Annotated in this window: 26 protein-coding genes, 1 tRNA gene and 1 pseudogene; 15 read left to right on the top strand and 13 right to left on the bottom strand. The window is 57.1% G+C overall.

Features of this window, described 5'->3' with window-relative positions; all coding sequences use genetic code 11:
- Together EPL01_RS04495 and EPL01_RS04490 are read left to right on the top strand one after the other, a co-directional pair.
- The coding region (locus EPL01_RS04495) for an integrase core domain-containing protein (protein ID WP_135824065.1) at positions 1–119 on the top strand (119 nt) is incomplete at its 5' end.
- Positions 120–221: 102 nt separating this feature from the next.
- On the top strand, positions 222–1,355 hold the full coding sequence (locus EPL01_RS04490) for a glycosyltransferase family 4 protein (protein WP_135824064.1): 1,134 nt from the start codon (positions 222–224) through the stop codon (positions 1,353–1,355).
- Between the two features lie 3 nt (positions 1,356–1,358).
- Here the strand turns inward: EPL01_RS04490 and EPL01_RS22585 are convergent, their stop codons facing one another.
- The 3 genes and pseudogenes from EPL01_RS22585 to EPL01_RS04475 form a co-directional block, all read right to left on the bottom strand.
- Complete coding sequence (locus tag EPL01_RS22585; RefSeq protein WP_368279063.1) at positions 1,359–2,264, bottom strand: polysaccharide deacetylase family protein; 906 nt, start codon at positions 2,262–2,264, stop codon at positions 1,359–1,361.
- 44 nt (positions 2,265–2,308) lie between these two features.
- A complete protein-coding gene (locus tag EPL01_RS04480; protein ID WP_135824062.1) occupies positions 2,309–3,844 on the bottom strand; it encodes a flippase in 1,536 nt (511 codons plus the stop codon).
- A 42-nt stretch (positions 3,845–3,886) separates the two neighbouring features.
- Positions 3,887–4,006 (bottom strand): annotated as a pseudogene (locus EPL01_RS04475) (transposase); the annotation flags it as partial.
- Between the two features lie 532 nt (positions 4,007–4,538).
- On the opposite strand from EPL01_RS04475, the gene EPL01_RS04470 reads away from it, so the two are divergent.
- From EPL01_RS04470 to EPL01_RS04455, 4 genes are all read left to right on the top strand, one after another.
- Complete coding sequence (locus EPL01_RS04470) at positions 4,539–5,174, top strand: IS6 family transposase (protein ID WP_135824061.1); 636 nt, start codon at positions 4,539–4,541, stop codon at positions 5,172–5,174.
- A gap of 150 nt (positions 5,175–5,324) precedes the next feature.
- Positions 5,325–6,116 (top strand): polysaccharide deacetylase family protein, encoded by a 792-nt coding sequence (locus EPL01_RS04465; protein ID WP_135824060.1) that lies wholly within the window; start codon positions 5,325–5,327, stop codon positions 6,114–6,116.
- A complete protein-coding gene (locus EPL01_RS04460) occupies positions 6,113–7,165 on the top strand; it encodes a glycosyltransferase family 4 protein (protein ID WP_135824059.1) in 1,053 nt (350 codons plus the stop codon). The genes EPL01_RS04465 and EPL01_RS04460 overlap by 4 nt, the downstream gene beginning before the upstream one ends.
- Positions 7,162–7,773, top strand: coding sequence for an arsenate reductase/protein-tyrosine-phosphatase family protein (locus EPL01_RS04455; protein WP_135824058.1), 612 nt, complete (start codon positions 7,162–7,164; stop codon positions 7,771–7,773). Before EPL01_RS04460 ends, EPL01_RS04455 begins: the two co-directional genes overlap by 4 nt.
- Here EPL01_RS04455 and EPL01_RS04450 read toward each other — a convergent pair.
- The 4 genes from EPL01_RS04450 to EPL01_RS04435 all read right to left on the bottom strand — a co-directional run bounded on the left by EPL01_RS04450 (position 7,744) and on the right by EPL01_RS04435 (position 12,488).
- Complete coding sequence (locus EPL01_RS04450; protein WP_135824057.1) at positions 7,744–8,928, bottom strand: carboxylate--amine ligase; 1,185 nt, start codon at positions 8,926–8,928, stop codon at positions 7,744–7,746. The two genes, EPL01_RS04455 and EPL01_RS04450, sit on opposite strands and share 30 nt — an antisense overlap.
- Positions 8,925–10,277 carry a sulfatase-like hydrolase/transferase gene (locus EPL01_RS04445; RefSeq protein ID WP_135824056.1) on the bottom strand — a complete coding sequence of 451 codons (1,353 nt, stop codon included), beginning with the start codon at positions 10,275–10,277 and terminating at the stop codon, positions 8,925–8,927. Before EPL01_RS04445 ends, EPL01_RS04450 begins: the two co-directional genes overlap by 4 nt.
- Before the next feature lie 90 nt (positions 10,278–10,367).
- Positions 10,368–11,594, bottom strand: coding sequence for an O-antigen ligase family protein (locus EPL01_RS04440; RefSeq protein ID WP_135824055.1), 1,227 nt, complete (start codon positions 11,592–11,594; stop codon positions 10,368–10,370).
- 156 nt (positions 11,595–11,750) lie between these two features.
- Positions 11,751–12,488, bottom strand: coding sequence for a methyltransferase (locus EPL01_RS04435; RefSeq protein WP_135824054.1), 738 nt, complete (start codon positions 12,486–12,488; stop codon positions 11,751–11,753).
- A gap of 278 nt (positions 12,489–12,766) precedes the next feature.
- Between EPL01_RS04435 and EPL01_RS04430 the strand changes: the two genes are divergently transcribed.
- Positions 12,767–13,873: a glycosyltransferase gene (locus tag EPL01_RS04430; protein ID WP_135824053.1), complete on the top strand. Its 1,107-nt coding sequence runs from the start codon at positions 12,767–12,769 to the stop codon at positions 13,871–13,873.
- A gap of 1 nt (position 13,874) precedes the next feature.
- On the opposite strand, the gene EPL01_RS04425 is transcribed toward EPL01_RS04430, so the two are convergent.
- From EPL01_RS04425 to EPL01_RS04410, 5 genes are all read right to left on the bottom strand, one after another.
- The gene (locus EPL01_RS04425; RefSeq protein WP_135824052.1) at positions 13,875–14,687 is read right to left on the bottom strand and encodes an XrtA system polysaccharide deacetylase; all 813 of its coding nucleotides are present in this window, start codon (positions 14,685–14,687) and stop codon (positions 13,875–13,877) included.
- Positions 14,684–15,448 (bottom strand): formyl transferase, encoded by a 765-nt coding sequence (locus tag EPL01_RS04420; protein ID WP_168215807.1) that lies wholly within the window; start codon positions 15,446–15,448, stop codon positions 14,684–14,686. The genes EPL01_RS04425 and EPL01_RS04420 overlap by 4 nt, the downstream gene beginning before the upstream one ends.
- 101 nt (positions 15,449–15,549) lie before the next feature.
- Positions 15,550–17,934 carry an STT3 domain-containing protein gene (locus EPL01_RS04415; protein ID WP_135824050.1) on the bottom strand — a complete coding sequence of 795 codons (2,385 nt, stop codon included), beginning with the start codon at positions 17,932–17,934 and terminating at the stop codon, positions 15,550–15,552.
- Positions 17,935–18,139: 205 nt separating this feature from the next.
- The gene (locus tag EPL01_RS22580; protein WP_368279054.1) at positions 18,140–18,553 is read right to left on the bottom strand and encodes a VanZ family protein; all 414 of its coding nucleotides are present in this window, start codon (positions 18,551–18,553) and stop codon (positions 18,140–18,142) included.
- Positions 18,554–18,715: 162 nt separating this feature from the next.
- Positions 18,716–20,137 carry a sugar transferase gene (locus tag EPL01_RS04410; RefSeq protein WP_135824049.1) on the bottom strand — a complete coding sequence of 474 codons (1,422 nt, stop codon included), beginning with the start codon at positions 20,135–20,137 and terminating at the stop codon, positions 18,716–18,718.
- A 298-nt stretch (positions 20,138–20,435) separates the two neighbouring features.
- Between EPL01_RS04410 and EPL01_RS04405 the strand changes: the two genes are divergently transcribed.
- Together EPL01_RS04405 and EPL01_RS21445 are read left to right on the top strand one after the other, a co-directional pair.
- Positions 20,436–20,861, top strand: coding sequence for a VOC family protein (locus tag EPL01_RS04405; RefSeq protein WP_135824048.1), 426 nt, complete (start codon positions 20,436–20,438; stop codon positions 20,859–20,861).
- A 233-nt stretch (positions 20,862–21,094) separates the two neighbouring features.
- Positions 21,095–21,259 carry an HVO_A0556 family zinc finger protein gene (locus EPL01_RS21445; protein ID WP_168215805.1) on the top strand — a complete coding sequence of 55 codons (165 nt, stop codon included), beginning with the start codon at positions 21,095–21,097 and terminating at the stop codon, positions 21,257–21,259.
- A 30-nt stretch (positions 21,260–21,289) separates the two neighbouring features.
- Here the strand turns inward: EPL01_RS21445 and EPL01_RS04400 are convergent, their stop codons facing one another.
- Positions 21,290–22,456, bottom strand: a complete 1,167-nt coding sequence (locus EPL01_RS04400; RefSeq protein WP_135824047.1) for a tubulin/FtsZ family protein — start codon at positions 22,454–22,456, stop codon at positions 21,290–21,292.
- Between the two features lie 434 nt (positions 22,457–22,890).
- Here EPL01_RS04400 and EPL01_RS22575 point away from each other — a divergent pair, with 434 nt between their 5' ends.
- The 6 genes from EPL01_RS22575 (at position 22,891) to EPL01_RS04370 (ending at position 25,753) form a co-directional block, all read left to right on the top strand.
- Entirely contained in the window at positions 22,891–23,142 is a 252-nt protein-coding gene (locus EPL01_RS22575) for an AbrB/MazE/SpoVT family DNA-binding domain-containing protein (protein WP_168215809.1), read from the top strand.
- Positions 23,126–23,527 carry a PIN domain-containing protein gene (locus EPL01_RS04390; RefSeq protein ID WP_135824045.1) on the top strand — a complete coding sequence of 134 codons (402 nt, stop codon included), beginning with the start codon at positions 23,126–23,128 and terminating at the stop codon, positions 23,525–23,527. Before EPL01_RS22575 ends, EPL01_RS04390 begins: the two co-directional genes overlap by 17 nt.
- Positions 23,528–23,579: 52 nt before the next feature.
- Positions 23,580–24,176, top strand: a complete 597-nt coding sequence (trmY, locus tag EPL01_RS04385) for a tRNA (pseudouridine(54)-N(1))-methyltransferase TrmY (protein WP_135824044.1) — start codon at positions 23,580–23,582, stop codon at positions 24,174–24,176.
- Between the two features lie 535 nt (positions 24,177–24,711).
- Positions 24,712–25,185, top strand: a complete 474-nt coding sequence (locus tag EPL01_RS04380; protein WP_135824043.1) for a TIGR00725 family protein — start codon at positions 24,712–24,714, stop codon at positions 25,183–25,185.
- 128 nt (positions 25,186–25,313) lie between these two features.
- A complete protein-coding gene (locus EPL01_RS04375) occupies positions 25,314–25,619 on the top strand; it encodes a hypothetical protein (protein WP_135824042.1) in 306 nt (101 codons plus the stop codon).
- 61 nt (positions 25,620–25,680) lie between these two features.
- Positions 25,681–25,753 (top strand) — tRNA-Pro (locus EPL01_RS04370).
- Positions 25,754–25,860 lie beyond the last annotated feature (107 nt).

Genomic DNA, 25,860 nt, shown 5'->3' with positions numbered 1-25,860 from the left:
GGGTGGGCAGTCAGCAAAGCGCCCGCGAGTGGCTTGTACAGTTTACACACTATTATAACGCACAACGACCGCATCAAGCACTCGATGGACGCACCCCGATTCAGGAGGTGCGTAACTAGACAGTGCCCTCCGAGGCGATTCACTAGTGGACTTTGTCGTGTGACTCAGAGGCAATCCCTCGAATCCGTAACAGCAAAGGTAATCCTGAGTAATCGGTTAGTATGCGCATTCTACTGCTTGCCGAAGATTTCTACCCGAATACCAGTGGTGGCGCACACGTACGGTGGCGTTTTAGCGAACTCTGTGCAGAACGTGACCACGATATCGTCGTCTATACTCCGCGTCGAGAGGATACTCCGGCCGAGGAGACTGTCAACGGAGTCGAAATTCGCCGACCGTACAAATCGACTCCGGAGTCGTTACCTGCGTACCTCTCGCTCGCTTTCCCGTTACGGATTTTGTTTTCGGTACGCCTTCTCCTTCACCTACTCTTCTCAGACGAACTATCGACGTTCGACGGCATTCACAGTGCTTCGAATACGTTACACTGGGTCGCAAAACTCCTCGCAATGCGTTACCGACTCCCGCTGGTCAACTTCGTCGGATACACGCCGAGTCTCGATCCGGATATCGGGTTTTCCCCAAAACTGATCTTCGAGTGGCTCACGTTCCGGTACTGCCTCGGTGACGTGACGTTCTGTCGGACTCCTCAGACCCGGGACCGAATCCGGTCACTTTCAGATACCCGCGTGTCGATACTTCACGGAATTCTTCACGAGGAGAAGATTCGAAGGATTGGAGAGTCGATACCGAGCGACGAAATTCGTGACCAATACGATAGTAGTGAAGAAGAGAACCTGTTAGTCTTCGTCGGTCGAATGACGCCGGTGAAAAACCCGTTCGGGGCACTCGAAGTCGTCTCTCGACTTCCGTCTCAGTACCGACTCCTCTTCGTCGGTGACGGAACAGAAACCGAGGTTGTTCGCAGCGCGGTAACGGAACGGGGCCTTGAAGACCGCGTCGATTTCAGCGGTCTACTCCCACATCGCCGAACACTTCACGTTATAGCCACGGCAGATGCGCTCCTCGTGACGTCCCGTACTGAATCGTACTCCGCCGTTGCGCTTGAAGCACTTGCACTCGAAACACCAGTCTTCAGCACGCCAGTAGGTGTACTGCCGGAGATAGAACACGAGAAGCTACGTCTCGGGACAGTATCGGAGTTACCCCGTTTGGTCGAAGACGCGCGATTCGATGGTCAGGGTTCGTTAGACCGAACTGTTCTCGAAGAATTTTCGATGGGTCGGTACACGGACGAGATACTCACGACGTTCGAACAGCTGCTCGACGAATAAACTCTAGTCGCTTCTGGGCGGACCGTCAATCGACTTGACCAGTTCGCACATCGGTCTCACGACCACATCGCCGCGTCTTTGACGGGTTGCGAGATATTCGAACGCTCGTTCGATGACCGACAATTGGTGGTTGTTCGCCATGTTGTGGAGGTGCGTCCAGAGGTGGACGTGGGCGTCCTCACGTATCGCGGTATCAATCGCGTTGTGAAGATAGCGACGATGGAGCTTTCGTCGGACGGCAGTCGGAAGTACTCTGAAGGCTGGATGTACTCGTTGAGTACCTTGCGGGAGTGCTTGCGACGTTAACGACGGGTACGGTGTACACGGCGTTACGAGGATATCCCCGTCCCGATATAGTTCGGTCGCTGGATGCGTCCTAAAGAGTATCCAGTGATACTTTGCCGGAGGAAACGAATTCGGTGGCCCCGCTGATTCTACCGGGCGTCGCACCACTTCGATAGCGGTCGGTTCTAGTACCGACAACGGGGGTTCCAGATGTCGGGGGAACACGATTGAACGAGGTTTCGGGAGTCCTTCGGACTCGTGTATCTCTTCCACTCGTCGCAGTTCCCATTGGACGACTTCCGGCGCGGTTTCGTCACAGAGCAGATGGGAGTACGTGTGTGTACAGATTTCGTGTTGAACTAGCGACTGTCGGATTCTCGCGGTTAGGTCTGGTGCGTAAAAGATAGGGTCGCTCTTGATGTCCGACCCCGGGTCCTCGTCGAACCAATCTTTCTGATGTGGTCCTTCGTGATCGTCAGAACAAGAGTCGTGAAAGAGGTGGCCGACAACGTCGAACGAAATTGGGACGTTATATCGGTCACACGCGTCCAGAAACCGGTCCAGCGCGCGAGTTTCAGCCTCTCGGCCACTAGACAGATGGTCGTATCTCGGCTTGTCGTGCATTCCCCAACCCAACTCTATCTCCACGCTGATCGTGATTTCTCCAGTCATTTAGTCGAGCCTCCGACGTACGATTCGAGCCACGAGAGATCGACGTTGATTCGATCACCGAGGTTCATCAGCAATTCTGCGTCGTCTTGGTTCAAACTCCGGCTCGCTATCGTGGTGGTGAGATGGACCACGCCGAGTAGCAAGCCTATACCGACGAGTTCTGGCAACGCCAATCGATTCCCTATCAGATACATCGATAATAAGACACCCAAGACAGTCGTCGGGAGCAATGGCTTATACGCATTTAAGCTGATCGGATGTGCCCCGAGAAGACGATAGATAGCGGTGACCTCTGCGACGTTGTACACAAAGTAGCCGAGCGCCGTCGCCACCGCCGCGCCGACGATCTGGTATCTGGGTATGAGAAGGACGTTGAAGACAACGTTGACGACGACACCCGCGAGTGCGGCGTACAACTCTATCTTCGTCGCTCCGATAGCTTTCAAAACTTCTCCGCTAAGTCCGAACATCGCCCGGACAAATTGACCTACTAGAAGGATTGCAAGGGCGGGCGCACCAGGAACGTACTGTTCTCCGAAAAGGACGCGAACGGTATCCGGCGCGAACACTACTACCGAGAGTACGACCGGAAACGTCACGATGATTATCCACTTAGTGGACGTCTTGTACAGGCTGTCTATCTCTTCGTACTCTTTCTTTTTATAGAAATTCGATACGAGCGGTAATAAGAGGAAACTTGCCGAGTTGAGGATGAACATCGGAATTCGCCGAAGCGGTTGAATCGCTCGGTAGTGACCGACCGATTCTGCATTCAGGAAGTAACCGATCATCAACACGTCGAAATTTCCGAGAACGATGAAGAGCGCCGAACTGATAGCCAGCGGCCACGAAAACGACCAGAGTTGCTTCGTGGTGGTTCGACTCGGCATTTTTTCGAGAACTTTCCTGGCTGGTAGTTCCCTGTTGAGCAGTAGGAGTGAAACGCCACAGAACACAGCCGGTACGGTGAGCCAATAGAGTACCGCGCCGGTCACCGCGTCTCCGACGAACAGGAGCGCTCCCAGAACCACGAGAGCTATAAGCCGGGGAGCGATATCGCGGGCAAGGGTGGCCGCGGACGATTTTCCGTAGGCGCGTAAGACACCCAATGTGACGCGGGCGACCGGCAACAGGAGGAGATACGGGAGGAAATATTTGAGATACTGAACTAACGAGGGGTCGTCCATCAGGACTGCGAGGGGTCTTCGCAAACCGTATACAGTGATTACCGCCAACCCGGCGGTCACGAAGATGAGCAGATAACCGGATCGAACGACCTCGTACTGCTCGTCGGTTGTTTCTTCCACCGTGAATATCTGTGTCACCCCCTCTGAAACCCCGGCTATGGCGAGGACACCTATTGTCGAGACGACCGTGTAGGCCAGAACGACGTGACCGAACGTTTCAGGCGGGAGAGACCGAGCAATCAGAATCTGTCCGAGGAGAGCTACTGCGTTTCCGAGCACCGTCCCAGCGAATATAATAACTGTACTTTTCGCTAAGCTTCGGAAACTCCCGGCACCTGAACTCACGACCCAACCTTGGCTCTATGCAACAGTTAAATCTATCGTGTTCTAAACAATCTCCTCCGACACCGCTCCTATCGTCCTCACGTAGTATCCGGCCTTCCAGAAACCGCCACCCCAGAAATACTTCTCTTGAACTTCGGGATACCGCTCCAGCAAGTGCTTGCCGAGTACGAGTTGAACCGGCAAGAGATGCTAATACTCCCACTAGTCACTCAAAGACTGGTGGGAGAGTCAGGACAACCCAGACGGAGGCGAGCCGACACCACCGAGTACGGACAAATCCGGCGCGTACCCACTCGTGATGGCGACCACTTTTTCGTGTTCGGAGTGCGGTCGTGGACGCCACGCCGACCTGAAGCTTCGGAGAATAGCGCACAACGGGAGGGTGAACCATGCACGGCGTAGCAGTTTGGTTGACGCGAACCGTGCGACCTCGCTGGTTGAATAGCCAGCCGTCGTCATCGGGCTACGCCCGATTGCTCGTGGGACGTTGTCCCACGCCGTTGACGCCTGCTGTATGTAAGGAGGAAGACCCCATTGACAGGGCTACACGTGCTGGAAAGCACGTCCTTGGTCACAACTGGACGGCAACCGAGGTCACCGAAAGCGTACTTGAACTCCGAGGAAACGCGCAACCTGAATACGGCACTGTTCAGATAAGCGTTGAAGGATGAGGCGGTTGGAATTCTTGGTGCCTATGCCAGAATTCAGCCGCCTCAACGAGTGTAGCGACTGGATCGAGTTAGATTTTGTGGAGCGAGAGGCGACACCGGAGCCGCTAATGAAACTCAGTATCCACCTTCATGCGGCCGGATTATCACTCACAGATACTGTTTCTGTCTTAGAAAGGTTCGGTGTCGAACGGTGTCGCTCAACGATTCATAATTGGGTGCAGAAAGCCGATCTACAGCCGACTGACGGCAAAGACCCGAATCACGTTGCGGTCGATGAAACCGTGAGTCAGCTCAACGACCAGCGCTACTGGCTGTACGCCGCGGTCAACCCCGAAACCAACGAATTCCTCCACGTCAGGCTCTATCCGACACGGACTATCGTTGTGACGAAACAGTTTCTCACCGAATTACAAGAGAAACACCGCGTCGCCGACGCGGTGTTTCTCGTCGATGGCGCACCGTGGTTACAAGCCGCGCTCTTCGAGCAAAACCTCCGATTTCAGCAGGTCACACATGGAAATCGGAATAGCGTCGAACGTGTCTTCAAAGAGGTAAAACGCCGCACCAACCAGTTTGCTAACCACTTCCGCCGCGCCACGCACCGCTCCGCCGAAAATTGGTTGCAAACCCTCGCCTTCGCATGGAATCAGCTAATCTGAACACTGCCTTCGGGGAATCCTCACCCTTTAGGGCAGGGAGGATGTCAAGGGACAGCTATTCGCCGTCGTGAGAAGCGTGCGCTTCCGTTCGTCCTCATCGGACAGTGGGAATCGAAAAAGTGATTAACAACATACGGGTACTTCTTTTCAGTGACCGAATCCATCAACAGCGCAAAACTGATGGAGACACGTACTGCTATGCCTCTGTTCGGCGATGATTTGGTCGTTACGGTTGATGTAGAGGGGTCTCGCCAGGAGCGAGACTATACGTCTCTGTATCTCTTGGACGACCTTCTCGCCGAAACTGAGATACAAATGACGCTGTTCGTCACGCCGGGTGCTGTCTCTGCTGAGCCGGAATTAATCGAACGGTGGATGAGAGACGGTCACGTCGTGGGGCTTCACATCCACCCGGAGCGATTGTCTGGGGGGTACTCCGAATGGCTTTCGGACTACGAGTACGACGAAATCGCCGCGTTTCTGGATTCCGCTCTCGAAACGTTCGGCACTGCGCTAGATACGATACCATCTGTATTCAGGGCGGGGCGATGGGAGTACTCACTCCGCTTGCTTCGTGTGCTCGACGCCTACGACTTCAAAATCGATTCATCTCTCCGGCCGACCGAACACGTCAGCGAATTTCCCGCCTTCGGCTTACAGGAGATTCCACTCACAGTATGCTCGGACGCGGCAATCTCGTCCCTGCTCCGAAATCGTGATATCAGCTCACTTCCGTTTACTATCGACGCCTACTTGTCCCGTGGCGTCACGACAGCCGTGTTGTACGCGATGACGGTGCGAGCGCTTATGAGCACTTCCTCGTACACGATGATCGCGTTTCACGACTACGACCTGAAAGATCCGAGTACCTTTTCATCGGTCAAAAGATACCTCTCCAGAGTGGCGTCAGTTACGACTCCGAAAACCATTCGTGAGCTATGAACGGAAAAATCGCGTTCCATCTCGGTGACTTCTCCTCGTTCAACGTGAACCTGACGACGGGGAACTTCGGTGAGATGCTGTCCGACACGTTCCAACTTGACTTAATCAGCACGAACCCAGACGGACTCTCTCCGAAGGTACATCGACACTTCGATACGTACGGTGGAAACTATCCAGATACGAAAGCGGGTAGCGCCAGAGCACTCCGAGCCTACCTTCGGGGGGCGTCACCGGATGTGATTTCCCAAATCGGGGATGTTCCGGTTTACGGAAACATAATATCGCTACTCAAAGACGACGACTCGAAGTTCGTCTGTCGGTATAGTGGCGACCTGTTCTACGAATACAGACTAGAACGCGGCCTTCGGAAAGCGAAAATATTCGCACTGAAGAACCTCGTCGGACGAGTTCCACTCCGATTCGCCGACCGAGCCGTGACGATGGGGCCACGAGAAAAAGAGAAAATCGTTCGGCGCGGAGCCGAACCGACGAACGTCGAGATACTCCCGCCGCCAATCGACGTCTCACGATTCGTGGACGTGAATCCGGTGTTGGTCGAGGGCCTTTCAGCGGACGATCCGGTCGTCTTGTTTGTCGGAAGGGTATCAAGACTGAAGGGAGCGGCGACGCTCGAGTCAACCCTTCCCGAAATTCTTGAACGGCGTCCCGACATACAGTTCGTCTTGGTCGGTGATGAACAGTACAGCCTGGACGTTCCCCAAGAGTACAGCGAACAGGTGTTCACCGTGGGGCGGGTCAATCCCTCTCAGGTGCCGAGTTACTACAAGATGGCCGACCTCTACGTGCATCCGTCGTTGACAGAAGGAGTAAGCCGATCTGTGTTAGAAGCACTCGCGTGTGATACGCCCGTCGTCGTACGTGACGTTGGCGATCTTGCATATGTCACGTCTAACATCTTCACTACGGACGACGAGTTCGTCAACATGGTCTGTGACTTCGAGCGCCTCCCGGTCGAAAATCCGGACAACTTCACCATCGAGAACTTACAATATAAATACAGACGGTTTTTTGAGGAAGTGATAGCATGATGGACATCGGCACTCTCCGGTCACGTCTATATTACGGCACGAAACTGTTGTTCTCGGAGGCGCTCTCTACCAGAGACGCGTTTTTCGAGACAGATGAGCGTCGGAGTCTCGCATCGATTCGTCGGCAGTTCTCCTCGACACCGACCGTCCTGTTCCTGTGCTACGGAAATATCTGTCGGAGTCCGTTCGCGGCCCACTATCTGGAATCGAAGACTCACGAGGGGGTTACGGTCGTCTCGTCCGGCTTCTATCCGGAACGGAATCGTAACAGTCCCGAAAATGCAGTTACTGCGGCACGGAAATTCGGCGTAGATCTCTCTTCACACACTTCGTCGGTCGTCGTCGACGAACTCTTGGCCGACGCCGACATCGTCTTTCTGATGGATTACGAGAATTTGTTCGACTTTTGGACGAACGGATTCGGAAGATACAGTTCTAAGACGTTCCTTTTGAAGGAAGCCACCATCTCCGACTCGCTCGAAATTCACGACCCCTACGGTCGGTCGGTGGAAGGTTTCCGAAAGACGTACAGCGACATCGGGACTGCTATCGACCAACTCATCGAGCGTGTACCGTCGTTAATTCGTCTCTCCTCGGAGGAGTCGTGAAGCCGACTGCAAGAAGTCCCACGCGAACGGCGCGATATCTGTCGAATCCAAGATGTCGAAATTAGAACTCGGGATAGAGAGGCACTGTTCGTACACCGTCCTCGTGATCGACGGCTTGTCGATGAATCCCGGGGAGTCGTCGAGCCACAGACTCAACAGGTGTTGTACCTCGCCGCGAAGGTAACTCGACCGTGTTCCCACGTCGTACTCTGTGGTTTTTTCGGGAGCGTGTCCGTGGCTCAATTGGTAATACACCCACGGGAAGTCGATTCCGGCGTGGATGCCGAGCGGGAGCGACCCCCAGAATCGGGGATTTATCTCCATGAGCTTGTACTCACCGGTCTCACCGTCTCTTCGGAACTCGACCATCGCCGGACCGTTCCAGTTTAGCTCTCGGAGGATTTTCACTCCCAGTTCTCTGACTGCTGGGTCGCGGATTGCTTCGCGGTGGGCGCTCGCACCACCGAAGTAACTCGTGCTTCGGATACGTCGGTGCTGGAATTCCACGATTGGTTCCCCTTCGTCACAGACCGTAAAGAAGCCGACCTCTGTTCCGTCCGGCACGTATCGCTGGACGAGCGGCTCGTGGCCCATCTCTGCCATTGTGGCCTCTACGTCAATCGTCGTGTTCGGTTCGACGAACTCGACACCGGGGTACTGCAGTCGATTGTTTTCCGAGAGCATCGAGTATCGAGATTTGACGACTGCCGGTTCTGGGCTTTGACTCCACTCGGTGAGTAGCTGATTCTCCGGCGTCGGAACACCACAGTCGTCTGCAACTTCGAGTAGACGTTTCCTGTCCCAGACGATATCGAAACTTGACGTGCGCGGAACGACCAAATCGAGTGCGTCCGAGAACTCTGCTCGGTTCCGCATCAGAGTGAAAATTCCGTACTCGTTCATCGGAAGCATCGTGTGGACTTCGTCGGACTCTGCTATCCGTGAAAGCGAAGCGACGAACGAGGCGTAGTCGTCTCGTGGAGAGGAAACCACGGACGTTTCTCGACAGTACTTACTGCGGAGCAGTGGGTGGTTTCGGTCGAACGCGACACCGTGGACGTGAACTCCCTTACGTCCGAGAGAGCGGGCCGCGGCAATACTACTACTCATGCTTCCGCCACAGATTATCGCGGATTCCGTCTCGTCGGTCTTCATCGGTATCCTAACTTCTCTAAGCGTGAGGCGACTTCCGATGGCACTTCCTTCTCGACGGTCCGACCAGCACAGTCGTCCATCTCGACTCGCAGCTGATTCACCGCCTCGCGTACCGCTCCTATTTCGTCAGGATATTCGCCGTCCCAGTCGCTGTCGAGTACGCGTTCTCCGTCTTTGTCCTTCACGTACACTCTGTCGTCTGTTCGGTACATGTAATGTGGCTCGCCCCACGATTTTGGTATTTTCTCGTCGAAGCCAGCGGCGTCAGGAGAAACGCGATAGTTTCCGACGCTCTCGGCGTAGACGTGTTCTCTGGACGGTTCAGAAAACAGCGGTTTTCCTCTACTATCGTCCGTCGTTTCGATGTCCGCGTATTCTACGATGGTCTCGTAGACGTCTAGAAGACTAGTAAGTCCCTCACTCGTCCCCGACGGGACTTCGTTTCCGACCGCCACGGCCGGTACGTGTACGAGGTCCTCGTACACGCCGTACTGATGCTGGCGGAGGCCGTGTTCGCCGAACAACTCCCCGTGGTCTCCGATGACGAAGAGCGCGTCCCAGTCGATCAAATCAAACAGTCGCTGGAGGCTATCGTCGAGATATCGAGCGCACGATTTGTAGCTCTCCCAGTGTCGGTTATGTTCGTTCTCGGTCGTCTGACTATCACGAAGCGTAAGTTCGAATGGGTCGGTTAGATACGGAGTAACCGTCCGGTACTCTTCTGGAGGAACGTACGGTGAGTGGCAGGTCATCAGGTTAGCACAGACGAACACGTCGTCGGAGCCGTGTAGGTTCGCTGATTCGACTTCGTCGTAGAACCAGTCGATACGTTCGGTCTCCTCCTCGGAGTCTCCCGAAGCCACCATCTTGGCTCCCTCGAATAGAGTCGGAATCGTCGGCGAGTCGCTTCGAAGAATCCGATAGGCCGCTTTCGGATACCGGGCGTAGTCGTCGTCGAGTTCGTTGAAGAGTTTGGTCCAGTCGAATCCCGACGATTCTGTCGGCCGTCCCGCTAGATTCGGTCCTCGATAGATCGAGTCGAATCCCCTCCCGAATCCAAAAAACGAGTCGATGTAGATGTTGTTACTGAACAAGTGGGTAGCGAATCCCTCGTTCGACAGCCGTTCCGCTAGCGTGGGCACGGGAGTCGTGAGATGGAGGTTCTCCGAATGTGTTCCTGCTTCCGTGGGATACAACCCCGTAAACAGCGATGCGTGGGCAGGAACCGTCCAGCGCGATGTCGAGTACATGTTTTCGAACACATGGTTTGCGCGCTCGAGCGTCTTCGGCATCTCCGAACAGAAGACGTCGTAGCGAAGCGTGTCTAAGACAATTACTCCGAGATTCATGATTAGTTCTCTTTCTGTTCTCACCACCGTGAATGGCGACCAACAATAACGTTCTTTCGATAACAGTCAAAAGTACGTGACACCGCTATCTTACTGTGTGGCATCTGTCTGCCGCTGCTGTTCAGTTCCGTCGAGGCGGGAAAGCGTAAGAGCGAGACCGAGGATGAACCACATCGGTTTGGCGAACAACCCTAAGTAAAAGAGGTTCTCGACGAACGTTCCACCCACGGCAGCTGCGACGACGATACTGTAGAAGACAGGTCGCCCACGAAGAACGTACCGAACACTTCGCTGCGCTGCCAGTCCCCAGAGAGTCGCTATGAGTGTCACTCCGATTACGCCCGTTGCCGCGGCAGACTCGACGAACGTATTGTGAATTACCAGACCGTCCGTCTGAGTCACGTATTCATATCTGCCTAATCCAACGACGGGATTCGCCGTTGCTATCTCGATTCCGTCGGCGACTTGCGCGAATCGTTTCGTGACGCTCGTGGTACGGACCCGGTACAGGACACTCGCTAACGGGAGGGCAAGAACTCCGAACGTGACTGCCCCAAGCCGGACCGCTATCGTGACGAACCGTCCGGGGTTTGAATAGGAATTGTACTGGATACCGATAGTGTGAATGCCGAGTGCCACGACGATAGCTAATACGGTCGAACGGCTTTGAGAAGTAAGGAGACCGATGCCACACGCCGCCAGTAGCAGTATCGAGACTTGTTTGGCCTTCCAATCGTGGCTCCGTGAGAGCAGTCCGGCTAAATACGCGACACTCGTCGTGAGAAGGATCCCGAAACTTCCGAACGCGAGCGGGCCACCGAGCGTCCGATTGATCGGAAGCACGAACCCTGCGATTTCTCGGGGTGGGATAATCTTCGAGACGGGATTGATAGCACCGATGGCGGCGAGGCCACCGATGACCGAGAACGCGGCTACGCCGACGCTCACGGAGAACAGAACGCGGTGCAGTATCGTCCGACTATCGACCAAGACGAGGAGGGAACCTGCGGTGACGACACAACCGAGAAGAGTGATAGTGTGACGAATATCGGTCGAAATGCCGAGTGCAGAGTGGAGGGACGTATATAATCCGAGTAAAGATCCAGTAAAAATAAATGTGGCTTGCTGCCAACCGAGCGTGACCTCTCGGTCGATAACGACCGTGCCGACGACTGCGAGGACCGTCAAGATGAGGAAAACGTTCGTTAGTGACAACGTTACTACGCCTGTCTCGACACCGTAGCCAGCGAAGGGGAGGGAGCCGCTAAAGAGATAGAGGAAGAGACAGGCAACTCGCTTTAATCGTGTCCCTGACACGAGTAAGAGATTCAGACCGGGTAAAAAGAATGTATTGGTTCTTCGTTGGGCTACCGCCTCGATTCGACGTGTCCCGTCTCGCTTCTGTTCTTTGTCGCTGCGTCGGTCGAACTACCTGCTATTGATTTCGAGCCGTCATATAGTCCGAGCATCACTTTAGCTCCGCACTGCCGTAATGACGTAGATATCGTTTGCGACACAGCCGTCGGGTATATCTGCGTCAGCGACCTCTTCTGACACCACCGTGTACGGTAGTTCATCTAACTTTTCTTTGACTGTCTCGCTCGGTGCACCGAGCATCCCGTGAGTTTCGACCATGATGACACGCGGACGAACAGTAAGGTCGTCAAGAATAGCAATCTCTGAACCCTCGCAGTCCAATTCGAGAACGTCACAGGGTGGCAGGTCACTGACCGCCGCGTGGTCCGGGTCTCCGTGGTTACCCCGAATGTTTTTCGCAGGGCCGACGATGCTATGCTCAATTTCAACTTGATCGGCGACGCCGTTCAGTTCGACTGTTTCCTCTGCATACGTAATAGCATCTGCCGACCCCTCGTACACGGTGACCGTTCCTTCTTCCCCAACCCGTTCTGCCGCTTTGGCCGCTGTGACACCCCAACCCCCACCGACGACGACAATGTCGTCCCCTTTTTCGACATACTGTTCGATTGAGGATATGAGTCCCGACTCGTAGTTTTGCCTGAGTTTGTTCCGCCACGGAAGAACCGAATCGAATGGGCGGGCCGCGTTCACTTCAATACCGTTGTAGACCGTTCTCCGCCTCGGCAACAATGGTGCGATGTGATTGTTATAGATGTAAGGGACTCCGCTAGTGACGAGTCTTTTTGGTCCTTCGTCCCTGAGTGTACGCCAAGCTTTTCGTGCGTTCCCCATTATTATTGGTCAAATCAATTTGACTCTGTTTAATCTTTTCGTATACGGGTAATTCGCTCGTCGTCTCGCTTAATTCCGTAATACGAGCTTAGCGGACGCGAGCGATTACGCCGTATCTCTGGTGAGATCTCCATTGGTGGCCGTACTGGGTGGGCCAGAACTGAACCATCATGTCTGCAGTTCGATGCCGACAACTGGTAAAAGTCCGAACCATCAACACGAACTGAAGGGGATTTAAATACAGAGGCTGCATACCGCTCCCGTAGCCGGGTCAAAGAATGAATCTCCTTCACGTTAGCAAGTTCTACTATCCGAATACTGGCGGCATCGAATGGGTTGTCAAACAGCTTGCCGAAGGAACGGCCGACGGAAATGCGGTAAACGTCCTCTCCTCGGTTCCACGAGGTTTCGGCGGCGACGACGTAATCAACGGAGTTCGCGTGACGAAAGCAGGTAGCCTCGGCGTGGCCCTTTCAGTCCCGCTCGCTCCGACGTTCCCGTTCCATCTCCGGTCGGCAATTCAAGAAGCAGATGTGGCTCACTTCCACCTCCCAGATCCGCTTTCGGTCATCTCCTATCTTTCGAGTAGGGACACAGCGACGAAAACCGTCGCAACGTTCCACAACGACATCGTCAAGCAGTCTACCGCCCTCCAGGTTTATCGACCGTTCCTCGACAGGTTCCTCGAAACGGTTAATCGCATCATCGTCACGTCTCCTGCGTTACTCGAGCAATCGGAATTCTTGACCCCCTATCGAGAGAAGTGTACCATCGTTCCGCTCGGAATCGACGTCGATGAATTCGGCGACTATTCCGGAACTGAATTCGACTTACCAGGTCGAGACCGCCCGACTATCCTGTTTGCAGGCCGTCTCATCTACTACAAGGGTATCGAATATTTGATCGACGCGATGGTGGACGTAGACGCTGACCTACTCATCGCCGGAAGTGGCGAATTGCGTGAAGAACTCGAACAGCGTGCGGCCGACAGGGGTGTCGACAACAAGGTGACGTTCCTCGGCTACGTTTCAGACGAAAAGCTACATTACTGTTACGAGCGAGCGGATGTCTTTGCCCTCCCCTCGATAGCACCGAGCGAAGGTTTCGGTATCGTGCAACTAGAAGCGATGGCATATCAGACGCCTATCGTCAACACTAACATCCCTTCGGGGGTTCCTTGGGTGAGCAAAGACGGGGAGACGGGGCTTACAGTTCCTCCGAGAGACAGCAGATGCCTTTCGAAAGCACTGCGAACTTTAGTCGAGGACGAACAACTTCGGAGTACACTCGGCGACAACGCCCGAAGACGCGTCGAAGCAAAATTCACTCACGACCGAATGGTCTCCAAGACGAACGAAGTGTACGAAGAACTACTCGCGGAGTGAGCTATATCGCTCCACCTATCGGTTGCCAGTCGAAATCGGACAATAGGCGGGCAAGTCGGTCGGTAGTCTCCTCGAGATTCGTATAGTGGCGGACGCGATTCGTTAGCGGTAGTTCGGCAAACTTCGGCTGGTCAGGGTCGAGTTCCCACGGATGGAAGTAAAAGATGAAGTCTCGTGAACTGGCGATACGCTTGACACCGCGTCGGTAGACCGGATACGGAATAAACCGGAAATAACCGCCGCCCGCCCACGGGAGACCTGTTCCGAACGCCTCGAGACGTGGCAGTTGAGCTTCCACGACCCCGGCTTCTAACTCGACAAATGCGTCGTCTGATTTAGAAGATAGTGACCCGTATCGGTCGTGGTTCGAGACGGGAAACGAACTCGAATCGTACTCGAAGTCGAGGTCTGCGAGTACGTCCACCGCGGTATCAGTAATCGAAAAGCTGGGGGCCCGATACCCTCGAATCGGCTGGTCGGTCAGGTCTTCGAGTATCTCTAGGGAGCGTCCGACGTCTGCGCGAATCTCGTCAGCGGACATCTCGGAGAGCAGACGGTGGTTGTACCCGTGACTGGCTATTTCGTGCCCGCGTCGATCAATTTCTCGAACGAGTTCCGGCAGACGTTCTGCGACCCACCCGAGGACGAAGAAAGTCGCTTTCGTGTCGTGTTCATCGAACAAATCGAGGATTCTCCGCGTGTTCCGCTCGACACGAAACTCACACTCATCCCACTCGTCCCGGGATACTGCAGGCCCGAGGTTATGTGCATGAAACCAATCCTCTACGTCGACTGACAGTAAGAACTCGCTCATAGGAGCTTTCCACCTCGTCGTTGGAACTCTCTCCGGTCTTCAGCAGTCGGGAAAGAGAAGTAAGACTCTTGGCCTTCCATCGGAGTACGGGTTACCTCGTCGCGCTCAACGTCACCGAGTGCCGTGGCCGCAAGAGCGCCGCCGATTTCTTTTCCCTTCGTTATGACTCTGTCGAGAGATTGGAACTCGACGGGAAAGGTAGCTTGACGAACAATCTCTCCCCTGTCAATTTCTTCCTCCATCGTATGGACGGTGACGCCGATCTCGTCTTCGCCGTGATATAGCGCCCAGAACGTCGGGAGCATTCCCCGATACTTCGGTAATTCGGCTGTATGGACGTTCAGACAGCCCCAATCAGGTGATTTCAGCACTTCCGGCTCGAATATCTCAGGTGCGGCCACAGAGAGAATCACGTCTATATCTTCGTGTCCTACCCACGAGACGAACTCGTCCGTATTAACGCTCTCACGATGAGACACCGGCACGTCTTGCTTTTGTGCGACGGCGGCTACTGAGAACCCACCGACGAAACGCTTGGCAAGCGTCCGATACGCGTACTGGAAGCCCCGACGAACGAAGTTGACCGGGCCATAGAGACCGTACATCCGACGGGCTAACTCGAACGTAGACTCGTCGAACGACCGTAGTACGACTACGTCAACGATTTCGACCCCGTCGGGGATGTCGGAAAGGAAAGACTCGAAGAAAGTCGGCATATAAAACGGGTCGTCCTGTGTGACGACCGCTACTCTCGTCGACATTGTATACATGGGATGATTCGACCCTCATAAACATTGACGTTCTCGCTGCCCCGTTCCGCCCGCAGTCGGTGAGTACGAAGACGGCGGGTCGCTCAGGCGTATCAGGAATTGACCGTCACGTTTCCACCGTTTTCGACTGCGCTCTCTGAGACTTCTACCGTCCGGTTGCCGACTCGGTACTGCCCCGAGTAGGGCACGGTTACCGAGAACTCCCCGTCTTTTCCGATGTCCACTACCCGGCGATACTCGAACGTCGAACCTTCGATTTTGACCTGCTTTGAGACGATGACCGTCCCGTTAGCCGTCGAGGTTCCGCTCACATTAGCGCCCGGGACGAGCGCGAAGACCTTTACTGACCCGTCCTTGCTCGCGTATACCGCTCGATAGTGACCGGCACCGTCTGCTCCGTTCTTGCCAGCACTTCCATATCGGTGATGTAAGCGGGCGTAGTTGGATTTTGGGGGAACCTTGTGTCGAAGGTCGAGGTTTTTGGTGACGACGAACCCCACTTCGTCTTTGAGTTTCCGATACTCGGACTTGGGAGTCCGCGAAGAGAGGAACTGCTCGTAGGTCTCTCTGGCGAACGTGAACGATTCGGACTGCTCGTTCACGAAGTAGTTGTACATGCGATTACGGCCCCACTTGCTCAACACGTAGTTCTCGGGGTATTCCAAGCCCTGTTCTTCCGCATAGCCATCCATCCACACCGACGCTTGGAATTTGTCGTCCGCTATCTTCACCTGCTCGTGCCGGACTGCAGTTTGGACCGCACCAGCACTCGTTATGAATAACAGCAGTACGGCGACAGCACTAATTGTGCTTCGGTCCGGTAACTCGAATAGACGATGCTCGATATTCTCGTCGCTCTGCTCCATTCGGCCGCGCCAGACTGGCTCGTTTTTGTCTCGTCTGAGCGACGGCGAGGCGGTTACGTCGAGCTTTGCCAACAGAACGACGAGCGCATACGCCGCCAATACTGCCACGAACGGCGCGAGTTCACCGACGAACCGTCGCTGTAGTGTCGCAAGGAGGAGGAAATAGCTACCGTAGACGCAGACGACCAGCCACGTCGAGTGATTCCGGCGATAGGCGCGCCAACCGGCTATTCCCAGCATCGGAACGGCGAGGACCCACGTAAACCCCATTTCGAGTATCGGTCCGAGGAAGACACCGACCAGCCCACCTGCGAATATCGACTGGGTTTCTGCCGGACCGGAGTTGAAGAGTAGCTCCGTCGTTTCGTATCTCAACCGCCACGCATAGCGCGGCAGAAACATGTTGAGAAGCGCGAGTCCGCTTAGACCTCCCGCGACTTCGGCCGTTGCAAGGACGAACGCTGGCATCTCCGCTTGGCGGACTGCTTCACCAATGAGCGAGATTCCCGCCACACTGACGAACAACAGCGCCGGTGAGTACGCAACTAAGTACGTGTGCCACCCGAAACTAACGTGCGCGGAGTACGAGAGGCCTGTTGCTACCGCGAGTCCAACTAGTATCGGCGTGTTCGTCACTACCGGTGAACGGCCAGCTCGAACGTCTGTAATCGTCCGAACGGCGACGTACACACCGAGTGCGCCGATGAGGAGCGGCCCGGCCTCCCACGCCAGTACCTGGCCAGCCACTGCAACGCCTAATACGCTCGCCGTTACCCACGTCCGGACTTCCAGAAGGCGCTCGCGGTTTACGTCAGCCAGCGCGGCCAGCGAGAGAGCAGTTAGGGCGAGCCACGGGTAATCAAAGGCGTGGTGGTCTGCGAACCCCAATCCCGTTCGATAGGCGAATGCAGGGATTACTGCCAGAAGGACGACTGACGCGAGGCCGACGCGACGGTCGTCCGTAATGCGAACCGCCATTGCGTAGGTTAAGACGCCGACGATGAGCGCCGAGACGACCGGATACCATGCCAGCACCCATCCTGCGGCGTCGGTTCCGCCGAAGAGGTTGGCGAACCACCAGAGGGTCGCAATCATTAGCGGTTCGCCTTTAGCTACCGCATCGGGGAGCCCCGAGAGGACGCTGAAATCGAAGACCCCCGTCGCGTTCGCGCTCAGGCGTTCGACCCAGTAGCGGTAGTAGTACGGATCGTTCGAGGGAAGAACGACAAACTCTCCCCGGAAGACGCTCGGGAAAATGTACGTCCGCATCAGGACGACGAATGCGAGAGCCGCTCCGAGCCCTCCCGCCTCTATCCGAGAGATAGATGGAAACGAAAACGAGAGTCGTTCCGAACTGCTGGCGTCACTAGGGTTTGTCTCCCCCTCGAGACTTGCTTCGACCGCTTTTCTATCTGATATTTTATATCTATTTCCCTCTTTGACGACAATGTTCCGAGAGACGAGTTCACCGAATGTACCAGAATCGAGCGGGATATCATCGAAGGACCAGTCGTCAGTACGCTTGTCAACTGCGACGACATCACGGAGGTCCGATTTGATATCGGGTTTCTCTGTGAGGAGGTCGTCAGTCGATTCGCGTATGTCAGTCATGGTGGTCAAATAACGTGACTGTGACATAAACCCTGCGACACGCGGCAACGAAAGCTGACGCCTGCCCCTATCGGTCGAGTCGACGAACTCGGCTTTCGCGAGTCCGACCAACACTGGCTTGAATTACTGCTTGCGCCACTCGACGCTGGTCTGAATATCGAGATCTAACTCGAACCGCTCGGGACGTGGGTCCGATAACTGGCGGTCATTTACCGAGTTCTCTCAACTCGCAATAGCGGACTCGATATTCGGCGAGAAACCACGGGACGACGAGTGTCGCACCGACCACGTTCGCCAAAATATCGACCTCGCTGTAATAGCGAAGCGGGAGAGTCCCTTGAACGAGTTCGGTTAACAATCCGAAAAGTATCGTGGTGGCGAGTACGCTACCGATTCGTTTTCGGCTATTGGGTCGCCACTCGACAGTCGCATAGGCGAGTGCGTACGCTAGGCCTGCGTACGCTGTGAAATGCAGTTTCTTGTCCCAGATAGGTCCCGGACTGTCGGATGGTGTGGGGACCGTCTGGAGTACCGAGAAGTAGACGATAACGCCCGCAACCGCTACCACGCTAGTCCAGCGGAACCAACGAGGGGCTAGTGGAATTGGAACTCGAGGCATATTCTAGGCAGTTCTCTTCTCAAACATAAAGCCATCCCAACGATGTAACGAGCGGAGGGGAAGTGGGTTTTCATCTCCGGCGTAGGGACCTCGTGTAGTCCGTATTGTTGGTTTAAAGCCTGCGACACTCGACAGTAAAACCCGCTTTTCAGAACGGGACAGTTATTCGACAGCTTCCGCCAGTACCTTCCAGACTTGGCGAATTACAATCTTCAGGTCCATCCAGAACGACTGTGTCCGAATGTACTCCATGTCGTACTGGAGCTTCTTGCCCGGTTGGTGGCCCGTCACGTCGTTGATCTGCGCCAGTCCGGTCAGCCCCGGCTTGATGAACCACCGCTTGCGCCACTCCACGACGCCGGTCCGGATGTCGGCGTCCAACTCGGGACGTTCGGGGCGCGGGCCGACGACGCTCATATCGCCCACCAGAATCGACCACAGTTGGGGCACTTCGTCAAGGTGGGTCTGACGCAGTACTCGACCGACACGCGTCACGCGGGGGTCGACGCCGCCGTTGTCCTCCGCGCTAATCGTCGCTCCCGTCTTGGCCTCGGCGTTAGTCACCATGCTACGGAACTTGTAGACCTCGAACGTCTCACCGAACTCGGCGGTTCGCTGCTGGGTGTAGAAGACCGGACCCGGACTGTCGAGTTTGATAGCGATGGCGATGACGGCGATAAACGGCGCGAACGCCAGCAATCCGACCGCGGCAAACACTACGTCGAAGATGCGCTTGAAGACGTAATCCTGCCAGTCCCACGGCTCAAGTTTGATATCCACGAGGACGTCATCCGGGTTGGCCGTCGTCGTCAGCACGTCGTCGGCGTGCTCTCGATGCACCTTCGCGTCGACGCCGTGGTCGTAACAGGTGTCGAGCGCCCCGAAAAACTCCGCGCGGTCGGGCTGGGCGAACGCCAGCACCACCGTATTGACGTTGTAGTCGACGAGCACCTCGTCGAGTCGTGAGAGGCCGCTGAGGCAGTCCAAGTCCGCCAACAGCTCCTCGCCGCTACCGTCGGCGACCGCAGGCTCGCTGGAAACCGCCTCGGGGTCGGTGTAGTACGGACTCGGCGGGGAGACGTAGCCGACCACCGGCACGTCGATTACGTCCAGAATATCGGCAATCTCCTCGGGGTCGTCACCGACGATGACCGCCCGCTCTTTTTCGGCCGGTCGTCGGCGGATTGCGACGAACCACGCGGGGAGGCCGATGAGAAGGCCGACTGCCGCCAGTACGAGCGTAGAGCGAGGAAGTCGATAGGTGTAGTCGAAGTACCCGATGGTGGCGAGCGCGAGGCAGGCGGTGACCGTGCGCCGCTGGGCGAGGAGGATTGTGTCGAGTATCCGCCGCGGCCGGGGTTTGAACAGAGGCACCAAGCTACCGACGACGACGAGCGTCGTCGTCACGACGACCAAAGCGAGTTTGTTGCCGGTCAATACGGTCGCTGGCAGTCGCCGGAATACTGGGACCGCAGTCGTAAACAGCATCTGTAAAGAGGAGGCGTTCGCCAGCAGAACGGCAAGAACCGCAATGAACGCCGTGCCGACGACGCTTACTACTCGATACCGGAACCCGGAGACCATCACCCGATTTGGGATGACGCTATAGCTTAAAACCTGTTATCTTCCTACGACTCTCAGTAGTTGGACATGGTTCCTGCCGACTCGCGCGGTGAGGTTGGCCGATTCGGTGCGTCGTCCGTCGATAGCTACTTTTGGGGGAGGGCGGTGAGTGGGGACCCATAGGAAGTTCGCTCTGGGTAGTCTTTGAGTACTTTTCGCTTGAGCGAGTGCCGACTCGCTTTCACTTCCGTTTCTTTGGGGCGGGACGCAGGACAGGTGAACGGACAAGGCTTTCTGCATCCCACACACGCCACTACGTATGCCTACGACAGCGCCATCTGCACATCACTTTGGCGTGACGGTTACCGACTTGGACCGGGCGGTCGAGTTCTACCGCGACGTGCTCGGTCTCGACCTGCTCGACCGCTTCACAGTCTCCGGCGAGGCCTTCTCGACGGGCGTCGGCGTCGACGGCGCGACCGGGCGGTTCGCCCATCTCGACGCCGACTCGGCCCGCGTCGAACTCGTCGAATACGACCCCGAGGGTGAAGACCCCGAGCGCGACGCGATCAACCAACCCGGCGCGAAACACCTCGGGTTCGCGGTCGAGGACCTCGACCGGTTCTACGACGACCTGCCGGCGGACGTCGACACGCTCAGCGAACCGCAGACGACCGAGAGCGGGACGCGAATCCTGTTCCTCCGCGATTCGGAGGCCAACCTCGTGGAAGTAATCGAGGCGTAGGTAACGCGGTCGGCGATAGCGACGGACCGGCTCCGGACGCCGCGTCGGGGCGACCGACGGTGTTCTCCAGCGAATCTTGCCTTTCGAGACGGCCGACAGTCCGATAAGTGCTCTCCAAATTGAACACATCTCTCGGACCGCTAGAAAACGCCACGAAGTAGTATCAACGCAACCTATCTAGTGTCGTTTTATTACCGACACTTTCATAGTAGTCCGCCATCCGGTTCCGAACGATGCAATCGGAAATCTCACACGAGACGCCGAAGTCCCTCCTCGCGGAACTCGTCGGCGAGGAGTGCTGTTGGTGTACGTCCGGCACGCTCGCGCGCGAGGAGTTCAAAGGCGACGAGGCGGTCGTCTGCGACGAGTGCGGGACGCCCGGCGCGCGAGTCTGGTAGCCGCCCAAATTCTCGGGGTTTCCTGTCGCGTCAGAACAGCGCTTCGAGTTCGTCCTCGTCGTCCCGAATCAGACTCTCCATATTCTCCTCGCTCTCGTCTCGAATCTCGCCGATGTTGTCTTGGGCCTCGACCGCGACCTCTTGGAGGGCCTGGATGCGGGGCACGTCGGTCACGCCCGACAGGAGCGTGACGGCCGCGACGTGGTCGGTGTCCGAGAGGGGGTAGTCGCCGCCCCGGACCTCCATGCTGGCGGTCTCGTTCTCCAGCCACTTGCGCCCGCGCTCGATGCCCTTCCGGTTGAGGTGGTCCTTCGGCCCGCTGACGACCACCAGCGAGCGGTCGGTGCTTCGGACCTCGCAGGGCAGGGTGAGTCGCCCCAGCGCGGCCTTCCGGACGAGACTGGTGATTCGGTTCGTGGTCTCGGTCGGGTCGAGTTCGTCGTCGGAGAAGCGTCCGAGGAGGCCGCCTCCGTCGCCCGTCTCGACCGTCTCGGTGGCGTAGCCGACCGTCGAGACACCGCCACAGGAGAGCGTGTTGATGATCTCGCTGGAGTCCACCACGCTCTCGGCGACGTCCTGGCCCTCGCGGACCTCGCCCGCCGAGAAGAGGATGCCGAACCGCCGGACGATCTCCTCGTTGATGCGGTCGTAGCCCCCGCGGACCGACTCGCCGGTCTCGCGCCACGCGCCGTTGTCGAACACGAGCAGGTTGTCCACCTCGTCCACGAAGGTCTTGAACGAGCGCGCGGCGTTGAGCGTGTAGATGCCACCCTCGTCATCGGCGGGCAGGACGCCCAGTCCGTAGACGGGTTCGGTGTAGATGCGCTTGAGGTGGTTTGTGAGGACCGGCGCGCCGCCCGACCCGGTGCCCCCGCCCATCCCCGCGACCACGAGGAAGGCGTCGATTTCGTGTACCGGCACTTGGTCGATTGCGCCCTGAATCTCGTCCATGTCCTCCTCGGCGATGTCCGCGCCGAGTTCGTTGTCCGCGCCCACGCCGTGGCCCTTCACGCGAGCCTGTCCGATGAGGACGCGATTCTCCTCCGGAACGTTGTCGAGTCCCGCGAGGTCCGCCTTCGCGGTGTTGACCGCGATGGCCGACCGCACGACGCCAGCTCCCGTCCGGCGGTCGTACGCCACGAACTTGTCCACTATCTTTCCACCTGCCTGCCCGAAGCCGATCATTGCGAGCTTCATATTTTGGTGCCTCCCTAACGCCGATCTCCGCGAGTTACCCGGCGACTGACTGCGGGTTGTGCCGGGCTTATCGGCTGTACTCCCACAGGACACTGTTCTTACCCATAGTTATACAGCGACACACGGGGCTTCAGGCGGGGCCATACGAACGTAGATACGAGGGAACTGGTATCGTCTGCGGAGTCAGGAAGTGTTTTCTCGGTCGAGAATCGGACTTTGCTGTCGGTGCGTTTCCGAGGGTCGTCATCCCGCTGGCATCGAATTTTGTTACTTCTCCTCGTCGTAAGCGCTACCTGAAACGAGGAATTTCGCCGGAAAATCGGGAGTCGAGAGCGACCGGAGAGACTATGCCCACATACCAGGCACATTTCCCACCTACGCCCAGATATTGGGGGAAATACATAACTTGTTCCCATTCCTACGTCGGTATGGTAATGTCTAAAGTATCGACGGACGAACGTGGCCGAATCACTATCCCTCGAGAGGCGCGCGAACGATACGGGGACGAGTACCGACTCGTGGAACTTCGAAGTGGGATCAAACTCATCCCGATTCCAGACGACCCGCTCGAAGCCCTCCGGTCGGCCTCGAGTGAGGAGTTCAAATCGGCTTCGACCGAAGAGTTACGCGAGGCGGGTCTCAAACGTGGCCGCGAGGAGGCAGAGGAACATGTACGCTGCCGTTGATTTCTGGGTCGCGCTCCTCAAGGGTGACGACTGGCTCACAGAGCGGGCAGAAGAACTCTACGCCGAACACGGCGACGACCTCGAAGTCTCCTTGACCACGTTCGTAGAACTATTTCTCATCGAAGAGCAGTTCTCGTTCGACCGAGAGCAAGCCGTTATCAGTATTTTGGAGATGACGAACACCGATGTCGACGAGCAGGTTGTTTTCCAAGCGTCGGAATACATAGACGACGGACTCAACGTCTTCGACGCCTTTCACGCGGCACTCGCCGGTGACGTGATTCTCTCGAGCGACAAAGCATTCGATGATATCGGCATCGAACGTGTACAACTCGAACCCGAGACGGCAACCGCCGAAGCGAAAGCAGAGGCCGAAGACGAGTAGTTCGCTATCGGCTTCCGACGCGCGTATTATCCCCGCCCGACAACGCCGAGACATGCGCCAGTTCATCGTCCTCGGTCACGACGCCCCCACGACGCCCGACTTCTCGCTCGACGACCTCGCGGGCGGCGCGGGCCGACTCGACGTGCTGTGTCGGTGCGTCAACTCCGCGTTCTTCCTCTCGCACGATATTCGGGAAGCCGTGCGGGTCCTCCTCGTCCTCGGCGACGAGGTCACGATTCGCTTCGAGGGGTCACAACTCCGGCGACTCAACCCCGACGAGCGGAGTACGGCCGCGCTGATTCGCGGGGCGCTGGAGGCCAAAGACGAGGCCATCGGCCACATGGAAGCCGAGGGGTCGCCCGGCGTCTACCTCTCGAAGCGCGGGTTCGAGCCGGTGCTGGAGGAGGCCGCGCGCGACGGGACGGTCGTGCAACTCCACGAGGAGGGCGACCCGGTCGTGGACGTGGAGCCGCCCGAAAACCCGGTGTTCGTCCTCTCGGACCACCACGATTTCGGTGAGGAGGAAGCGGAGTTGCTCGGCGAGGCCGCCGACGAGCGCGTTCGGCTGGGACCGGAACTCCTCCACGCCGACCACGCGATTACCGTCGCGCACAACTATCTGGATACCGGAGGATTCACGACTTACTGACCGGGATTTGTCGAGAGATACGCGATTCTAATACGATACCCGGCGCGCGCTGGCGGGGCGTCTCGTCGCCCCGCCAACCGTGCGAGGGATGAGCATCGCAGGCCCGTGGCCGAGAAGCGCAATCGGTTGGGGAGGGTGTGGCCCGCGGTTGCGGTGCGGTAGACTCCTCGGCTTCGGCAATAGCTAGCTCCTTCTCGGCAAACATCGTCGTAGATAGAGCGCACTCCGGACAGAAAACAGCAAGAAGCTAGCTTCAGGCTTGAGCCTAGGGGTCTACCGCAACCGCACAGCACCGCAACCTCGTCCTCCCCAACCTCCTGCGTTGCTCGCTCACACCGGAAGACTTCGCTTCGCTCGTCTTCCGAGCCTGCGGTCGCTTCGCTCCCGCAGACTCCGTTCGCTGTGCTACTCGTCCCTCGCGCGTTTCTCGCGCGCCGAAAACCGAACCACATCGTCGTCTTCTCTCCATCTTGAAATCTCTTCGACTCGACGTATCAAACGACACCCTCACGGTCCCCGACCCGTATCACCGAGTATGAGAGTAAGCGTCATCGGCGGCGGCACGGTCACCGACGAGCAAGCCCAGACCGCCGAAGCGGTCGGAAAACTGCTGGCCCAGCGAGGTCACACCGTCGTCTGCGGCGGACTGGGCGGCGTGATGGAGGCCGCCTGTCGCGGTGCGACCGATGCGGGCGGGCGAACCATCGGCATTTTGCCCGGCGAGGAGCGCGCCGCGGCCAACCCCTACGTGGACACCGCCATCGCCACCGGACTCGGCCACGCGCGCAACCCGCTGGTGGTGATGAACGGCGATGCCGTCATCGCCGTCGATGGCGGCGTCGGCACCCTCTCGGAACTGGGCTTCGCGGGCGTCTTCGAGCGGCCAATCGCGGGCCTCGGGACCCACGACGCGCCGGGCGTCGAACCGGTCGAGTCGCCCAACGAGGCGGTGGAGTTCGTGGAGTCGGTAGTATCCGAGCGGGAGGTCGAGACGAATAAAGAATTGTAGATGTTTCTAAGAGCACCAAATAGTTGCTTGAAATAACGAATTTCATTGCCTTCCTCGGTGTCGAGTGACCGCTCCTGGACTCGACCGGTGCGACAACCCTCAAGGACCTCCTCGGAGTACATCCCGTGATGCCACTATCCGAGGAGCAATGGGAGCAGGCCGAACCGGACGACAACGTCATCGCGCTGGTCTACGGCTTCCTCGAAGACGAGAAGCCGACCGCCTACTCCATCGAGGAAATCTTCACGCAGGCCGAGGCCAACGTCCAGCACGAGTCGGACTCGACGTGGGAGAACGTAGGCGCGCTGCTGGGCGAGGAGTCAGCCGAGGACCAGTACCGGTGGGCGTTCGAGTATCTCGTCCACGCCGGGGAGTTGGAGAAGCGCGTCCTCTACGACGGCGGGGAGACGGTCGAGTACTACCGCGCGACGTAGCCCGCTCACGGTCAGCGAAATTCGGAAGGATTAAACTTCGGACGCTCCTTGTTTCACGTGCGGGCCGGTGGGGTAGCTTGGTATCCTTCGGCCTTCGGGTGGCCGTAACCGCGATTCGAATTCGCGCCGGCCCACTTCTTCCCGCACTTCACTCCGACGAGCATCGCGTAGCGTGTGCGAGTCATCCGAAGTGCGGGAAACGTGAGTCGAGCGAATTCGAGCCAGCAAGTCGCAGGCCCGG

Origin of the sequence: Halorussus ruber, from assembly GCF_004765785.1 — an archaeon.
GTDB lineage: Archaea > Halobacteriota > Halobacteria > Halobacteriales > Haladaptataceae > Halorussus > Halorussus ruber.
This window is presented reverse-complemented; position numbering and strand designations above follow the sequence as displayed.

Excerpts from the sequence above, each read along its gene's own strand:
- EPL01_RS04400 (WP_135824047.1), bottom strand. The coding sequence starts at position 22,456 with ATGAAGCTCGCAATGATCGGCTTCGGGCAGGCAGGTGGAAAGATAGTG.
- EPL01_RS04435 (WP_135824054.1), bottom strand. The coding sequence starts at position 12,488 with ATGGGGAACGCACGAAAAGCTTGGCGTACACTCAGGGACGAAGGACCA.
- EPL01_RS04390 (WP_135824045.1), top strand. The coding sequence starts at position 23,126 with ATGTACGCTGCCGTTGATTTCTGGGTCGCGCTCCTCAAGGGTGACGAC.
- EPL01_RS04375 (WP_135824042.1), top strand. The coding sequence starts at position 25,314 with ATGCCACTATCCGAGGAGCAATGGGAGCAGGCCGAACCGGACGACAAC.
- EPL01_RS04460 (WP_135824059.1), top strand. The coding sequence starts at position 6,113 with ATGAACGGAAAAATCGCGTTCCATCTCGGTGACTTCTCCTCGTTCAAC.
- EPL01_RS04425 (WP_135824052.1), bottom strand. The coding sequence starts at position 14,687 with ATGAGCGAGTTCTTACTGTCAGTCGACGTAGAGGATTGGTTTCATGCA.
- EPL01_RS04450 (WP_135824057.1), bottom strand. The coding sequence starts at position 8,928 with ATGAAGACCGACGAGACGGAATCCGCGATAATCTGTGGCGGAAGCATG.
- EPL01_RS21445 (WP_168215805.1), top strand. The coding sequence starts at position 21,095 with ATGCAATCGGAAATCTCACACGAGACGCCGAAGTCCCTCCTCGCGGAA.
- EPL01_RS04405 (WP_135824048.1), top strand. The coding sequence starts at position 20,436 with ATGCCTACGACAGCGCCATCTGCACATCACTTTGGCGTGACGGTTACC.
- EPL01_RS04410 (WP_135824049.1), bottom strand. The coding sequence starts at position 20,137 with ATGGTCTCCGGGTTCCGGTATCGAGTAGTAAGCGTCGTCGGCACGGCG.
- EPL01_RS04380 (WP_135824043.1), top strand. The coding sequence starts at position 24,712 with ATGAGAGTAAGCGTCATCGGCGGCGGCACGGTCACCGACGAGCAAGCC.
- EPL01_RS04420 (WP_168215807.1), bottom strand. The coding sequence starts at position 15,448 with ATGTCGACGAGAGTAGCGGTCGTCACACAGGACGACCCGTTTTATATG.
- EPL01_RS04430 (WP_135824053.1), top strand. The coding sequence starts at position 12,767 with ATGAATCTCCTTCACGTTAGCAAGTTCTACTATCCGAATACTGGCGGC.
- EPL01_RS22580 (WP_368279054.1), bottom strand. The coding sequence starts at position 18,553 with ATGCCTCGAGTTCCAATTCCACTAGCCCCTCGTTGGTTCCGCTGGACT.
- EPL01_RS04470 (WP_135824061.1), top strand. The coding sequence starts at position 4,539 with ATGCCAGAATTCAGCCGCCTCAACGAGTGTAGCGACTGGATCGAGTTA.
- EPL01_RS04415 (WP_135824050.1), bottom strand. The coding sequence starts at position 17,934 with ATGACTGACATACGCGAATCGACTGACGACCTCCTCACAGAGAAACCC.
- EPL01_RS04445 (WP_135824056.1), bottom strand. The coding sequence starts at position 10,277 with ATGAATCTCGGAGTAATTGTCTTAGACACGCTTCGCTACGACGTCTTC.
- EPL01_RS22575 (WP_168215809.1), top strand. The coding sequence starts at position 22,891 with ATGTCTAAAGTATCGACGGACGAACGTGGCCGAATCACTATCCCTCGA.
- EPL01_RS04455 (WP_135824058.1), top strand. The coding sequence starts at position 7,162 with ATGATGGACATCGGCACTCTCCGGTCACGTCTATATTACGGCACGAAA.
- EPL01_RS04490 (WP_135824064.1), top strand. The coding sequence starts at position 222 with ATGCGCATTCTACTGCTTGCCGAAGATTTCTACCCGAATACCAGTGGT.
- EPL01_RS22585 (WP_368279063.1), bottom strand. The coding sequence starts at position 2,264 with ATGCACGACAAGCCGAGATACGACCATCTGTCTAGTGGCCGAGAGGCT.
- trmY (WP_135824044.1), top strand. The coding sequence starts at position 23,580 with ATGCGCCAGTTCATCGTCCTCGGTCACGACGCCCCCACGACGCCCGAC.